The organism is Faecalibacterium prausnitzii, assembly GCF_003287495.1.
GTDB lineage: Bacteria > Bacillota > Clostridia > Oscillospirales > Ruminococcaceae > Faecalibacterium > Faecalibacterium prausnitzii_I.
On record NZ_PRLE01000008.1, the window covers coordinates 16,057 to 29,777 of the forward strand.

General features: G+C 59.1%; 15 protein-coding genes. 13 read left to right on the top strand and 2 right to left on the bottom strand.

The genetic code is table 11. The annotated features are described in order from the left end of the window. From C4N22_RS11895 to C4N22_RS11905, 3 genes are all read left to right on the top strand, one after another. Positions 1-1,878 carry a glycosyltransferase family 2 protein gene (locus C4N22_RS11895; RefSeq protein WP_112149125.1) on the top strand — a complete coding sequence of 626 codons (1,878 nt, stop codon included), beginning with the start codon at positions 1-3 and terminating at the stop codon, positions 1,876-1,878. A 4-nt stretch (positions 1,879-1,882) separates the two neighbouring features. Continuing rightward, positions 1,883-2,419 carry a DUF5662 family protein gene (locus C4N22_RS11900; protein ID WP_022256329.1) on the top strand — a complete coding sequence of 179 codons (537 nt, stop codon included), beginning with the start codon at positions 1,883-1,885 and terminating at the stop codon, positions 2,417-2,419. A 291-nt stretch (positions 2,420-2,710) separates the two neighbouring features. Beyond that, positions 2,711-3,193, top strand: coding sequence for a hypothetical protein (locus tag C4N22_RS11905; protein ID WP_112149126.1), 483 nt, complete (start codon positions 2,711-2,713; stop codon positions 3,191-3,193). 74 nt (positions 3,194-3,267) lie between these two features. On the opposite strand, the gene C4N22_RS13160 is transcribed toward C4N22_RS11905, so the two are convergent. Beyond that, positions 3,268-3,393 carry a hypothetical protein gene (locus tag C4N22_RS13160; protein WP_022256331.1) on the bottom strand — a complete coding sequence of 42 codons (126 nt, stop codon included), beginning with the start codon at positions 3,391-3,393 and terminating at the stop codon, positions 3,268-3,270. A gap of 321 nt (positions 3,394-3,714) precedes the next feature. Here C4N22_RS13160 and C4N22_RS11910 point away from each other — a divergent pair, with 321 nt between their 5' ends. From C4N22_RS11910 to C4N22_RS11940, 7 genes are all read left to right on the top strand, one after another. Continuing rightward, a complete protein-coding gene (locus C4N22_RS11910) occupies positions 3,715-5,037 on the top strand; it encodes an RnfABCDGE type electron transport complex subunit C (protein WP_022256332.1) in 1,323 nt (440 codons plus the stop codon). Beyond that, positions 5,037-5,996, top strand: a complete 960-nt coding sequence (locus C4N22_RS11915) for an RnfABCDGE type electron transport complex subunit D (RefSeq protein WP_022256333.1) — start codon at positions 5,037-5,039, stop codon at positions 5,994-5,996. The genes C4N22_RS11910 and C4N22_RS11915 overlap by 1 nt, the downstream gene beginning before the upstream one ends. Next, positions 5,993-6,538 carry an FMN-binding protein gene (locus C4N22_RS11920; RefSeq protein ID WP_112115980.1) on the top strand — a complete coding sequence of 182 codons (546 nt, stop codon included), beginning with the start codon at positions 5,993-5,995 and terminating at the stop codon, positions 6,536-6,538. Before C4N22_RS11915 ends, C4N22_RS11920 begins: the two co-directional genes overlap by 4 nt. Positions 6,539-6,554: 16 nt before the next feature. Next, positions 6,555-7,220 carry an electron transport complex subunit RsxE gene (rsxE, locus tag C4N22_RS11925; RefSeq protein ID WP_022256335.1) on the top strand — a complete coding sequence of 222 codons (666 nt, stop codon included), beginning with the start codon at positions 6,555-6,557 and terminating at the stop codon, positions 7,218-7,220. Position 7,221: 1 nt separating this feature from the next. Beyond that, on the top strand, positions 7,222-7,854 hold the full coding sequence (locus C4N22_RS11930) for an electron transport complex protein RnfA (RefSeq protein WP_022256336.1): 633 nt from the start codon (positions 7,222-7,224) through the stop codon (positions 7,852-7,854). A gap of 16 nt (positions 7,855-7,870) precedes the next feature. Continuing rightward, entirely contained in the window at positions 7,871-8,782 is a 912-nt protein-coding gene (locus C4N22_RS11935; protein ID WP_022256337.1) for an RnfABCDGE type electron transport complex subunit B, read from the top strand. A 221-nt stretch (positions 8,783-9,003) separates the two neighbouring features. Continuing rightward, positions 9,004-10,155 carry an MFS transporter gene (locus C4N22_RS11940; protein WP_112149127.1) on the top strand — a complete coding sequence of 384 codons (1,152 nt, stop codon included), beginning with the start codon at positions 9,004-9,006 and terminating at the stop codon, positions 10,153-10,155. A gap of 44 nt (positions 10,156-10,199) precedes the next feature. Here C4N22_RS11940 and C4N22_RS11945 read toward each other — a convergent pair whose 3' ends face one another. Next, positions 10,200-10,823 (bottom strand): epoxyqueuosine reductase QueH, encoded by a 624-nt coding sequence (locus C4N22_RS11945; protein WP_112149128.1) that lies wholly within the window; start codon positions 10,821-10,823, stop codon positions 10,200-10,202. A 99-nt stretch (positions 10,824-10,922) separates the two neighbouring features. Here C4N22_RS11945 and C4N22_RS11950 point away from each other — a divergent pair, with 99 nt between their 5' ends. From C4N22_RS11950 to C4N22_RS11960, 3 genes are all read left to right on the top strand, one after another. Further along, positions 10,923-11,126, top strand: coding sequence for a DUF896 domain-containing protein (locus C4N22_RS11950; RefSeq protein WP_022256820.1), 204 nt, complete (start codon positions 10,923-10,925; stop codon positions 11,124-11,126). 348 nt (positions 11,127-11,474) lie between these two features. After that, entirely contained in the window at positions 11,475-12,770 is a 1,296-nt protein-coding gene (locus C4N22_RS11955) for an adenylosuccinate synthase (RefSeq protein WP_112115976.1), read from the top strand. Between the two features lie 40 nt (positions 12,771-12,810). Further along, positions 12,811-13,710 (top strand): DegV family protein, encoded by a 900-nt coding sequence (locus tag C4N22_RS11960; RefSeq protein WP_022256818.1) that lies wholly within the window; start codon positions 12,811-12,813, stop codon positions 13,708-13,710. Positions 13,711-13,721: the final 11 nt, after the last annotated feature.

Below are 13,721 nucleotides of genomic sequence, written 5' to 3' on the forward strand. Positions count from 1 at the left end.
ATGAATTTGCGACTGAAACGCGCCAAAGAGCTGGCGGGCTATGCTGTCCAGCTGACCCGGGACGAGGGCCTTGGCACCATGATGGCTCGGGGGGCGGGCTTTGTCAAGCGCCGGTTCTTCGGCAAAAAAGCCCGCTACCTGCCCGCCAAAAAGGTACTGGAAGCCCAGCGGGCCGAGATGGCCGGAAAAACGCTCGAGGACTGCGGGCTTCCGACCATTTCCGTCCTCACCCCGCTGTATAATACCCCGGAAAATTACCTGCGGGAGTTTCTGGATTCGTTCGTGGACCAGACCGCCCCCAACGGGGAGCTCTGCCTTGCCGATGCTTCCGATGCCGCTCACAGCCGTGTCGGGGAGATCGTGCGGGAATATCAGGCAAAGAATCAACATATCGTATACAAAAAGATCGAAAACAAGGGCATTGCAGCCAATACCAACGCTGCTGCCGCCCTTGCCAGCGGGGAATATCTTGCTCTGGCTGACCACGACGACATCCTGGCTCCCCACGCCCTGTACGCCATGGGCAGGGCCATCCTGGACCTGAGGGCGCAGGGCAAACCGGACGGTTTTGTCTACAGCGACGAAGCTCTTTTCAACAAGAGCATCCAGCGGCCGCTGGTGGCCCACTTCAAGCCGGACTACGCGCCGGACTACCTGCTCTGCTGCAACTATATCTGCCATTTGGCCGTGTTCCGGCGGGCCTTATATGAGGAAGTGGGCGGCGAGCGCCCGGAGTGCGACGGCAGCCAGGACCACGATCTCTTCCTCCGCCTGATCGAAAAAGTGGGCGGCGCGGCCCATCTGCCCCAGGTGCTCTACTACTGGCGGGTCCATGCGGGCTCCACCTCCGGCGGCACCGACGCCAAGCCCTATGTGGCCAAGGCGGCCAAAAAGGCGTTGGCCGACCACCTGACCCGCACGGGCCGGGTGGGCACCGTCACCGATGGATTGTTCCCCAGCACCTACCGCGTCTTGTGGAAAATTGAGGGCGACCCGAAAGTCAGCATCCTCATCCCCAACAAGGACCACACCGACGACCTGGAAAAGTGCCTGCACAGCATCTGGAGCAAGACGGAGTGGGACAATTACGAGGTCATCGTCATTGAGAACAACTCCACTGACCCGGCCACCTTTGCCTACTATGAAGAAGCACGGAAGCGGTACGATGGCCTGAAAGTGGTCACCTACCCGGAAAAGGGCTTCAACTTCTCTGGCATCAACAACTTTGGCCGGAAAGCGGCCAGCGGGGACTACCTGCTGCTGCTGAACAACGACGTGGAGGTGCGCAACGGCGACTGGCTCACCGAGCTGCTGCGCCAATGTGCCCACCCCGGCGGGGCGGCCATCTGCGGTGCCATGCTCTACTACCCGGACGAGACGCTCCAGCACGCGGGCGTGGTCACGGGGCTGGGCGGCTACGCGGGCCACAGCCACAAGTACAAGCAGGCGGGCGGCAGCGGCTATCTGTTCCGCGCCGCCACGGTGCAGGACTTCTCCGCCGTGACCGGTGCCTGCCTGCTGGTAAAAGCCAGTGTCTGGGACGAAGTCGGCGGGCTGGACGAAAAGTTCGCCGTGGCGTTCAACGATGTGGACTTCTGCCTGCGGGTGCGGGATGCGGGTTACCGCGTTGCCTGGACGCCCTACGCCCGGCTGACCCATTATGAGAGTAAGAGCCGCGGCGGCGACGAGAAAGACCCGGCCAAGGCGGCCCGCTTTGCCTCGGAGCAGCAGCGGCTGTATGCCATCCACGGCAAAGAGAAGATTCTGGACGACCCCTACTACAACCCCAGCCTCACCCGTGACCGGGAAGATTTCTCGGAGAGCGATGACCTGCGGAAGCTGAAAGAGGGGAGCCTGACCGTACGGTGGAGGGAGTGAGACCATGAACATCAAGGGGCATTTTGAGACCATTACCCGGCATAAGCTGCTGGTGATGAAATACTGCTTCGCCTGCGGGCTCTATGAGCAGGGCCTTGCCCACGACTTGAGCAAGTACAGCCCCACCGAGTTCATCCCGGGGTGCATCTACTATCAGGGCGACCACAGCCCCAACGAGGCGGAGCGGGAGGCCAGGGGCTACACCTCGGCCTGGCTCCACCACAAGGGCCGCAACAAGCATCATCTGGAATACTGGATCGACTACAGCACCACCAAGACCGGCCTGACCGGGATGAAGATCCCTCTCCGGTACGTCTGCGAGATGGTCTGCGACCGGGTGGCCGCCAGCCAGATCTATCTGGGCGACAAGTACACCGATGCCGCCGCCTGGAACTACTACGAGCACAGCAAGGACCACTACCTGCTCCACCCGGAGACCCGGGCCCTGCTGGAAAAGCTGCTCAAGATGGTGCGGGACATCGGACAGGAGCGGACCTTTGCGTATATGAAGTACCTGCTGGGGTGCGAAAAGGACTATTAAACCTCTCAGTCTCGCATTCGCTCGACAGCTCCCCTGTCAGGGGAGCCTTTGGCAAATAGAAAAAGCTTCAATCGACTGCCAAGGCCTCCCCTGCTAGGGGAGGTGGCATCGCGCCAGCGATGACGGAGAGGTTTTCAAAAAGTTTCACCAAAATTTGTGCACACTCCCCATTGACAGGGACGGGGTGCACCGGTATCCTTAAAGTGGCTTGGAAGCTCTCGGAGCTTTGTGAAAAAGAAAAACAACGGAACCGAATCAGGCTTTTTTAACTTTGTTTTAAGGAGGACAGAAATGATGAAACTGTTCAAAAAACTGCTGGCCGTCGCCATGGTGGCCGTGCTGGCACTGACGGTGCTGACCGGCTGCGATACAGGGACAACTGACCCGGATGCTGTTTACCCCGATGATGAGACAGAAAGTGTTGTTTATGCACTGAACAATGGTGCGGCAGCGGCAAATCAGCCCCAGTTGACCTACAGTGTGAAGTACAGCAAGATTACAAAGGAACTGCTGGATAATTACCTAGATAACTACGGCAATATCTCGAAGTACAATGAAGAATATAAACGTATCACCGATGAGCTGGATAAGAACGTAAAAATCATCGTTGACGTGATTCCTAGTACAAACCCGGCGAAAAAGAGCGGCTTTAAATACACGGAGCTGTATAAAGTGACCAACTATCACCTTGCGGAAAAAGTTGGCGTGGCGTTCAAGGATTCTTCCTCTGGCACCCGCTATTTGCTCATCTGCACGTTTGATGTGGAAGAGTAAGATCTAAAATCGCAAATCAAAAAGCCCCGGGACGGCAGATGCCGCTCCGGGGCTTTTGCTGTGTGTGTTGTGGGTTACTGCTCGTTGGTGTAGATCTGGATATAGCGCGGGGCGCTCTTGTCCTGTACGAACAGCAGAGCACCCGTCAGAGCGACGGCTAAGAACGTGAAAATGGCGAGCAGCGCTTTCAGAAATTTCATCGTTTCAGATCCTCCTTGGTGGATGAGTGGCGGAGCGGGGGACGTTCCGCGGGATGGTTTCCTTTAGTATAGCATATTCCGCACCGAAAGGCAAACTTGGCGATTCTTGTGGGTTTGTACCGAAAAAATCGGAGGTTAGCCATAACTAATCGTCAAAAACATCAAAGAAAATTAAGGAATTCGCATTATTTTGGGGGGAGTTATCGTTGACTTCCGACGCCAAAATGATACAATAGGTGTGTTAAGCAGCTGCTGTCCCTGTACCAGTGCGCCTGCATGGGCGTGGGGATGGCAATTCAAGCAGAATGGGGGATTTATTCCATGTTGAACAAGCTGAAACGTGCGGCGCTTGGCGCGCATACGCCGCATGACAAGGCAACCGCTGCAAGCAAGCCTGTCCCGATGCCTCTGCCCGCGCAGGTACGCATCCTCATGAGCCAGCACATTGGTGCTCCGGCAAAGGCTCTGGTAAAAAAGGGTGACGAAGTGTTTGTGGGCACCAAGATCGGTGAGGCAGGCGGCTTTGTCTCTGCCAATATCCACTCCAGTGTCTCCGGCACCGTTGCTGCCGTGGAGCCGTACCGCCTGAGCAATGGCCGTATGTGCGACTCGGTGGTCATCAAGACGGATGGCAAGCAGACTGTTGACCCGGCCGTCCAGGCACCGGAAGTGACCGATAAGGCCAGCTTCCTGGCTGCTGTGCGGGAGTGCGGTCTGGTTGGTCTGGGCGGCGCTGGCTTCCCGACCGACGTCAAGCTGCAGCCCAAAGACCCGGTGGACACCCTGCTGATCAACGCTTCCGAGTGCGAAGTGTGGCTGACCAGTGATACCCAGGAGATGTTGCTGTGTGCCGACGATATCATCCGCGGCATCCAGGCTGTCCTGAAGTATGTCGGCATCCCGAAGTGCGTCATCGGCATTGAGAACAACAAGCCTGAGTGCATCGACCTGCTGTGCCAGAAGACCAAGGACACGCCCGAGATCGAAGTCAAGCCTCTGCCCAGTGTCTATGGCACCGGTGCGGAGCTGATCCTGATCGAGAAGTGCCTGGGCCGCGAGGTGCCGCACGGCGGCCTGCCCGCGGCTGCTGGTGCCATCGTCATGAACGTGACCAGTGTGTCCAGCCTGGGCAAGTATCTGGCTACCGGTATGCCGGTGGTCAGCCGCTGCATCACCGTGGACGGCGATGCCTGCGCAAACCCGCAGAACCTGATCGTTCCGGTTGGTACTTCTTATGAAGACGTGCTGAACGCCGCCGGCCTCAAGCCCGGCGTGACGCTGGGCAAGGTGGTTGCCGGCGGTGCCATGATGGGCCCCGCTGTCAAGGACCTGAGCTACCCCACCACCAAGACCACTTCCGGCCTCATCATGCTGAGCGACGTGGCCGCACAGCCCCCGCAGGTCAACCCCTGCATCCGCTGCGGCCGCTGCGTGGAGTACTGCCCCATGGGTCTGGAGCCCGTGGAGGTCAACCAGGCTTACGCTGCCCGTGATGTCCAGACGCTGGGCAAGCTGCATGTGGATTACTGCTTCAACTGCGGTTCCTGCACGTTTGTCTGCCCGGCCAAGCGCCCCTGCACCCAGATGATGGGCCTGGCAAAGGCATTCTACCTTGGTGAAATCAAAAAAGGAGGCAATAAGTAATGGATACGAAGCTTATTGTTTCGGCCTCCCCGCACCTGCGCTCCGAGGAGACGACCACCGGCCTGATGGCCAACGTGATCGTCGCTCTGGTGCCCTGCGTGGTGGCCTCTGCGATCATTTTTGGTCTGCGTGCTCTGCTGGTCACGGCCGTGTCCGTGGTTGCCAGCGTGGCCTTTGAGTGGCTGTACTGCAAGCTGCTCAAGAAGCCCAATCCCGTGGGCGATCTGTCCGCTGTGGTCACGGGCATCATCCTTGCCCTGAACGTCCCCGTGGGGATGCCCATTGGCGAGCTCATCGTGGGCGATTTCGTCGCCATCATCGTGGTCAAGCAGCTGTTCGGCGGCATCGGCATGAACTTTGCCAACCCCGCTCTGGTGGGCCGTATCTTCCTGTTCATCAGCTTTGCCGGCGAGATGAACACCTGGGTCTACCCGGATGCAGCCGTGGATCAGCTCTCCAGCGCTACCCCGCTGAAAGTGGCTGACCCCTCCAAGCTGAGCCTGCTGGATCTGTTCATGGGCGTGCACGGCGGTGTTCTGGGCGAGACCTGCGCTCTGGCCATCGTGCTGGGCCTGATCTACCTGGTGGCCACCAAGACCATTAGCGCTGCCATCCCCGCTTCTTACATCGGCAGCATGTTCATTTTCTACCTGATCTCTACCCGCAGCCTGCACGGCGCGCTGGTCGGCGTTCTGTCCGGCGGCCTGCTGTTTGGTGCTGTGTACATGGCAACCGACTACGTTACCAGCCCGTTCACCCTCAAGGGCAAGCTGGTCTATGGCGTGGCGCTGGGCATTGTCACCTTTGCGATCCGTGAGTGGGGCAGCTACGCCGAGGGCGTGTCTTTCGCGCTGCTGTTCATGAACCTGTGGGTCCCGTACATCAATGACCTGACCCGTCAGACTCCGTATGGCTATATCAAACCCGCAAAACCTGCAAAGGAGGCTGCTGGCAAATGAATAAGACTACTTGGGAGAGCACGGTAAAGCCCATTGTTGTGCTGAGCGTGATCTCGTTGGTCGTCAGCCTGCTGCTGGCGGTCGTTAACTCCATGACCGCTCCGGTCATCGCGGAAAACGAGCGTGCAACCACCCTGGCTGCTTACGTTGACGTGATGCCCTCTGTTTCCGACGCAAGCACCCTGGAAGAGATGAGCGGCTACACCACCGCAAACGTCTCCGGTGCTGTCAAGGCTGAGGATGGCAGCATGGCCATCAAGGCCGGCGAGTCCGGTTTCGACGGCGGCGTCCTGACCGTTATCATGGGCTTTGATGCCGAAGGCAAGGTCACCGGTATCTGGGTGGATGCTTCCACGCAGACCAGCGGCATTGGCTCCAACGTGGCCAAGGCCGACTATCTGGCTCAGTTCAACGGCATGGACGGTACCCAGAATATCGTCATGAACCAGGACTTTGACGCCTACAGCGGCGCTACCATTTCGTCCACGGCTCTGTTTGCAGCCATCAACGACTGCATCAGCTGCTACAATGAGCTGGCATAAAGGAGGTTGGTAAGAAATGGCATCTGAAAAGAATTCCAAGGTAAGCATCCTTACCAACGGTATCATCAAAGAAAACCCCGTTCTGCGTCTGGTTCTGGGCACCTGCTCCTGCCTGGCTGTTACCACGGCAGTTTCCAGCGCGCTGGGCATGGGTGCAGCTTTCACGTTCGTGCTGGTCTGCGCCAATATCCTGATCTCGCTGCTGCGCAACGTGATCCCCGCAAAAGTCCATCTGCCCTGCTACATCGTCATCATCGCAGGCTTCGTGACCATCGTCCAGATGTTCATGCACGCCTACATGGTCAGCCTGTACAATGCACTGGGCGTCTTCCTGCCCCTGATCGTTGTCAACTGCATCATCCTGGGCCGTGCCGAGATGTTCGCCTGCAAGAACAATGTGGTCGATTCCGCACTGGACGGCATTGGCATGGGCATCGGCTACACCCTGACCGTCGTGCTGATGGCTACGTTCCGTGAGGTTCTGGGCAGCGGCACCTGGCTGGGCTTCCAGATCCTGCCCGAGTCTTTCGCCAAGATCAGCATTATGACCCAGGCTCCCGGCGCGTTCTTCTGCTACGGCGTCCTGATGGCCGGCTGTGTCTGGCTGGAGGGCAAGCTGGATGCACGGATCGAGCGCAAGAGCTGCTGTGACATCGACAACCTGAAGAAGGAGGCGGAATAAGATGCTCGTCAAACTCGCTGCAATCTTCTTCAGCATGATCCTTGTCAACAACTACGTGCTGGTGAAGTTCTATGGTATCTGCCCGTTCCTGGGCGTTTCCAAGAAGCTGGACTCCGCCGTTGGTATGTCCGGCGCTGTTATCTTCGTCATGTTCATGGCTACCGCCGTGACGTTCCCCATCCAGATCTTCGTTCTGGACCCGGCTGGCCTGAGCTACCTGCAGACCATCGTCTTCATCCTGGTCATCGCGGTTCTGGTCCAGTTCATTGAGATCTTCCTCAAGAAGTACATTGTGGCCCTGTACAACTCCCTGGGCGTTTACCTGCCCCTGATCACCACCAACTGCTGCGTGCTGGCTGTCACCATTCTGGTCGTCGGCGATTACGGCGCGGATGTGGAGAGCCTGGGCTTTGGCATCGCTTACATCGAGGCCCTGATCTGCGCCATCGGTGCAGGCGTCGGCTTCATGCTGGCCATGGTCATGTTCAGCGGCGTGCGCAAGCGCGTGGAAGCCTGCGATCCCCCGGCTCCCTTTAAGGGCCTGCCCATCACCCTGCTGGCTGCCGCAATCACCAGCCTGTCTTTCATGGGTTTCGGCGGCCTCGTCGAGAACCTGTTTAATGTGACGCTGTAAGGGAGGAGACAGAACTATGAATATTGCATCGGCTGTTATCCTCTGTACCATCGTGGGCGCCGTTGGCGCGATCATTCTGGTCGCGGCGGCCAAGTTCATGGCGGTTGAGGAAGATCCTCGTATTGAAGAAGTTGCCGCCTGCCTGGCAGGCGCAAACTGCGGCGGCTGCGGTTACGCAGGCTGCTCTGATTACGCAAAGGCTGTCGTCATGGACGGCGTTGCCTGCGACAAGTGCGCACCCGGCGGCCCCAAGGCTGCTGCTGCCATTGCCAAGATCATGGGCGGCGAGGCAAGCGCTGTGGAGAAAAAGGCTGTGGTCCAGTGCCAGGGCAACTCCGAGCACTGCAAGCCCGCTTATGATTACACCGGCATCCAGACCTGCGCGGCTGCCGCCAACCTGTACGGCGGCCCCAAGACCTGCACGTTCGCCTGCATCGGCCTGGGCGACTGCACCAAGGTCTGTAAGTTTGACGCCATCCACATTGTGGACGGCGTGGCCAAGGTGGATAAGGACAAGTGCACCGGCTGCGGTGCCTGCGCCAACATCTGCCCCAAGCATGTTATTATGATCGACGCTGGCGGCCCCCGCAAGCCTGTGGTCATGTGCTCCAACCAGGATAAGGGCCCTGTGGCCATGAAAGCCTGCACGACCTCCTGCATTGCCTGCGGCATGTGCGAGCGTACCTGCAAGTTTGATGCCATCCACGTTGTGGACGGTGTGGCCCGTGTGGATTATGACAAGTGCAAGGGCTGCGGTATGTGTGCCCAGAAGTGCCCGAAGAAGATCATCCTCTTCCCGCTGAAGGACAATCCGTATCCCCCGGAGCCCAAGAAGCCCGCTGCACCCGCGGCAAAACCCGCCGCTGCTCCTGCAGCAGCTCCCGCTCCCAAGGCTGAGGAGAAGCCCGCTGCTGAAAAGGCAGAATAAGCAAACCAGAAAAAAGAGGGACGAACCCTGTAGGGTTCGCCCCTCTTTTTTGCGCCTGTTTTGGCGGGGTGCGTTCCGCGTGGGATCTCTCTTCAACGAGTCGCGTCCTGCGGCAAATTTCCTGCAGGAACACCTATCAATTCAAAAAGCGGATTGCATTTGCCCAAAACTGTGGTTAAATAAAAAAAGAGTAACAAAAACAGGACGAGGAGCAAACGGCCATGGAACAGCAACCCCAAAACACCCGCCTGCGCAATGCGGGCTTCCTCACATTCTTTTTCAGCGGGATCTGCGCCATTTCCAGCGGTGTGGTGGTCAGCCTGTTGCAGGAGAAATACGGCTTTGCCTATGGCATGACGGGCACTCTGCTCTCCCTGATGAGCATTGGCAACCTGCTGGCGGGTTTCCTGACCGGCGTGCTGCCCGGGGTGCTGGGCTTCAAGCCCAGTGTCCTGCTGCTGACCACGGGCTATGCGCTGGGCTATGGGATGATGGGCCTCTCCGGCGCGGAGCTGCTGTTGAGTGTCTCGTTCTTCCTGGTGGGCATCGCCAAGGGCAGCGTCATGAACGCCTGCACCATTCTGGTCAGCGGCAACTCCGCCGACCGCACCCGGGGCATGAACCTGATGCACAGCTGCTACGCCTGCGGCGCGCTGCTCTGCCCGTTCCTCATTGCAGCGGCGGGCCGGGTGAGCACCGGGCTGGCCCTGCTGGTGCTGGCGGCGCTGGGCGTCATCGTCTGGCTCATCTATCTCACCACCCCCATGGGCGGGCAGGGGAGCACCAAAAGCAAAACCGGCAAGGAGAAGATCGACTGGAGTTTTCTGCACTCTGTGCAGTTCTGGCTGCTGACAGGCCTGCTCTTCTGCCAGAACGCGGCCGAGCAGAGCGTCACGGGCTGGATGGTCACCTACTTCAAGGGCAGCGGCATCATTACCGGTGCGCTGGCGGCCTATACCGTCACGGTCATGTGGGGTGCCACTCTGGTGGCCCGGCTCCTCATCGCGTTTGTCTTCCCGTTCAAACAGCCCCGCAAGGCCATGGTGGTCATGGGAGTGGGCTGCACCATCTTTTATTTCTGCCTCATGCAGGCCCACACGCAGGGGGCAGCCATCCTGCTGCTGTTCGCCTTTGCCTTTGCCATGGCGGGCATGAACCCAACGGCTGTGGCCAGCGCCGGTAAGATGACCAGCGTGACCAGCATGGGCATCATGCTCCCGGCGGCGTCCAGCGGCGCCATCCTCATGCCCTGGATCATTGGCCGGGTGGCAGAGCGCGCGGGCCTCGCCGTGGGCATGGCCTGTAACATCGTGCCCTGCATCGGCCTTGTCATCTTTGCCATTCTGGTGGCACGGATGCCGGAAGAAAACTAAGGCGGCAAAACAAAAACGTCCATCCGTCAGGGTGGACGTTTTTGTTATAGCCCGCGGGCCCGGGCGCTGAACTCACACCCGCAGTAATCCTGCCGGTAGAGGCCGTATTCCTCCGAGAGCTGCAAACTGCGCAGGTAGCCGTTGTGCTTTTTGAAATCCGAGGGCAGGTGCTTTACACCGAACTCTTCTTCCAGCTGCTGGCCGATCTCGTTGATCCGCTTGGCGTCCTTATGGGGGCTGATGGAGAGGGTGGTGGTGAACCAGTCGAACCCGTGCTCGGCGGCATACTGGGCCGCCCGGCGCATCCGCAGCCGGTAACAGACGGTGCACCGGCTGCCCCGCTCGGGCTCCTGTTCCAGCCCCTGCACGGCGGTGTAGAACTCCTGCGGGTCGTAGTGGTCTTCCACCACCGTTACCCCCAGCGGGTGGGCGGCGGCCACGAACTTTTTCAGCTCCTCGCCCCGGCGGTAGTATTCCTCCGCGGGCCAGGTGTTGGGGTTATAGTAGAGGACAGTGATCTCAAAATACTGGCACAGCTGTTCCAGCACGGCGCTGGAGCAGGGCCCGCAGCAGGCGTGGAGCAGAAGCTTTGGCCGGGCGGGGGCCAATGTTTTCAACACTTCGTCCATCTGCTGTGCAAAATTCAACTGCTTTGACATGGGTTTCATCCTTTGGTATACTGGATTAAACCTCTCCGTCACCCAGCAAAGCGCCTGAGAGGCTATGCTAATTATATCACACTTTCCGATAAAATACAGGAGTACACCATGACGAATGAGAAAATTGCCCGCATCAACGAGCTGGCACACAAAAGCAAGACCACGGGCCTGACGGAGGCCGAAAAAGCCGAGCAGCAGGCCCTGCGCCGGGAGTACCTGGACGACATCAAGGCCAGCCTCCGTGCCCAGCTGAACAACACCTCCATCCAGGAGCCGGACGGCACCATCCATAAGCTGGCAAAGAAAGATTGATTTCCGCTATTTGGCTCCCCTGATAGGAATGACTCCCTCCGGCCGGAGGGAGATGTCGCGCTAGCGACAAAGGGAGGACGGCTGGACGCGCCAGAGCGCGGCCTGAGAGGTTGAATTTCTGATAAAATCAGGTACTACCCAGACAAAAGGGGGTGCAGAGAGGGAAAAGTCGTACAAAAGCGGTTTTCCCTCTTTTTTCGGTTGCGCAATCGTGCTATAATATACTTGAGCTGTTGCGGTCTGCCGGGCGCAGGCGGCGCGGCCAAATGTTGTTTCCAAGGTGGCGTATCCCGGGCAAGGTGCACGGAAAAGGCTGTCTTTTGAAAAATTACAAAGAGGTCATTTATTATGCTTACTGCAATTACGGGTATCAACTGGGGCGATGAGGGCAAGGGCCGCATGGTCGACCTGATCAGCCAGGAGTACGACATTGTCGCGCGCTATCAGGGCGGCAACAACGCCGGCCATACCGTGAAGAACGAGCGCGGTAAATTTGTGCTGAATCTGCTGCCTTCCGGCATTCTCCGCCCCAACGTCGTCTGCGTTATGGGCAACGGCATGGTCATCGACCCGCACCATCTGGCGGGCGAGATCGAGAACCTGCGCAAGCAGGGTGTCGAGATCAGCCCCGCCAACCTGAAGATCTCCGACCGTGCGACCATCACAATGCCCTACCATGTGGAGCAGGATGGTCTGGAAGAGGCACGCCTGTCCAAGACCGGCGCGCAGTTCGGCTCCACCAAGCGCGGCATTGCTTACGCTTACGGCGATAAGTACATGAAGAAGACCCTCCGCATGGGCGACCTGCTCCATCTGGACGACTCTGTCAAGAAGCGCCTGGTTACCATGGTGGATTCCAAGAACCTGGTGATGGAGGGCAGCTACAACGCCGCTCCCATCAGCGTGGATGAGATGTGGGCATGGCTAGAGCAGTATGCAGCCATCTTCAAGGATTATATCTGCGATGTGGGCCAGTACCTGGCTGATGCAGACGCCGCCGGCAAGAAAGTGCTGTTTGAAGCACAGCTGGGCGCTCTGCGTGACATCGACTTCGGCATCTACCCCTACACCACCTCCTCCAACGTCATCGGCGCTTACGCACCCATCGGTGCCGGCATCCCGGGCCACAAGCTGAACAACTCCATCGGCGTGATGAAAGCTTACTCCTCCTGCGTCGGCGACGGCCCCTTTACCGCGGAGCTGGCGATGACCGAGGAAGAGAAGCACGCCCTGCGTGAGGCTGGCCACGAGTATGGCGCTGCCACCGGCCGTCCCCGCCGCGTGGGCCCCATCGACCTGGTGGCAAGCCGCTACGGCGTCTTCTGCCAGGGCTGCGATGAAGTGGCTCTGACCCTGCTGGACGTGCTGGACTACATGGAGAAGATCCCCATGGTCACCGCTTACAAGCTGAGCGATGGTACTACCACCACCCGTTTCCCCATGGGCGAGGCACTGGATACCGCACAGCCCGTGGTGGAGTATCTGCCCGGCTGGCACTGCGATATCACCGCAGCCCGCAAGTGGGAGGACCTGCCCCAGGAGGCCCGTGACTATGTGGAGCGCCTGGAAAAGGCTGTGGGCTGCAAGATCACCTATATCTCGGTCGGCGCGGAGCGTGAGGCTTATATCCACCACGTGGTCTGAGCCACTGGGCGTTTATCCGGAACAAAGGAAGCGTGCGTTTATGTTTGATATCATTACCGACAGTGCCTGTGACTGGACCCCGGAAAAGGCAAAGCAGTACAATGTAGAAGTTGTGCCGTTCTATGTCTCGCTGGATGGCGAGCATTACCGCAAGGAGGGCAAGGAGATCGCGGTGCGGGATTTCTACCAGTTTATGGTAGATAACCCCTCCGCTTACCCCAAGACCAGCCTGCCCTCGCTGGAGGACTTTGAGCAGATCTTCCGCCGCCAGGCCGAAGCAGGCCGCCCCACCCTCTGCCTGTGCTTTACCAGCAAGATGAGCGGCTGTGTGGGCAGCGCCCGCAACGCCCGGGAGCTGGTGCTGGAGGATTACCCCGATGCAAAGATCGAGGTGATGGACTCCACGGCGGCCACCGTGACGGAATCGGAAATGGTGGAAAACGCGGTGGCCATGCGGGACGCAGGCTGCACGCTGGAAGAGGCTGTGGTCTGGCTGAGCGCCGAGCGCGTCACCAACCAGATCTTCTTCACCGTGGGCAACCTGGATTATCTCATCAAGGGCGGCCGCATCGGCAAGGTGACGGGCCGCGCGGCCAATATCCTGGGCATCAAGCCCATGATCCTCTTCAAAGAGGGCGAGATCTTCTCCGGCGGCATGGCACGCGGCCGCCAGAAGAGCTTTGAAAAGGCGCTGGAGCAGCTGATGGCTTATCTCGACAGCAACAACGCGAACCCGGACGACTACTGTGTCACCGTGGGTTATGGCTACGATGAGGAAGAGGGCAAGCGGCTCTGGATGCAGACCCGCGCCGCCCTGCTGGCCAGGTACCCGGGCAGCGCCTGTGAGGTAGAGCTGCTGCAGATCGGCTGCACCATCGCGGTGCACACCGGCCCTTATGCACTGGGCATGGGCGTTATGCGCCGTTGGAAAAAGCAGTAACCGTTTCCAAC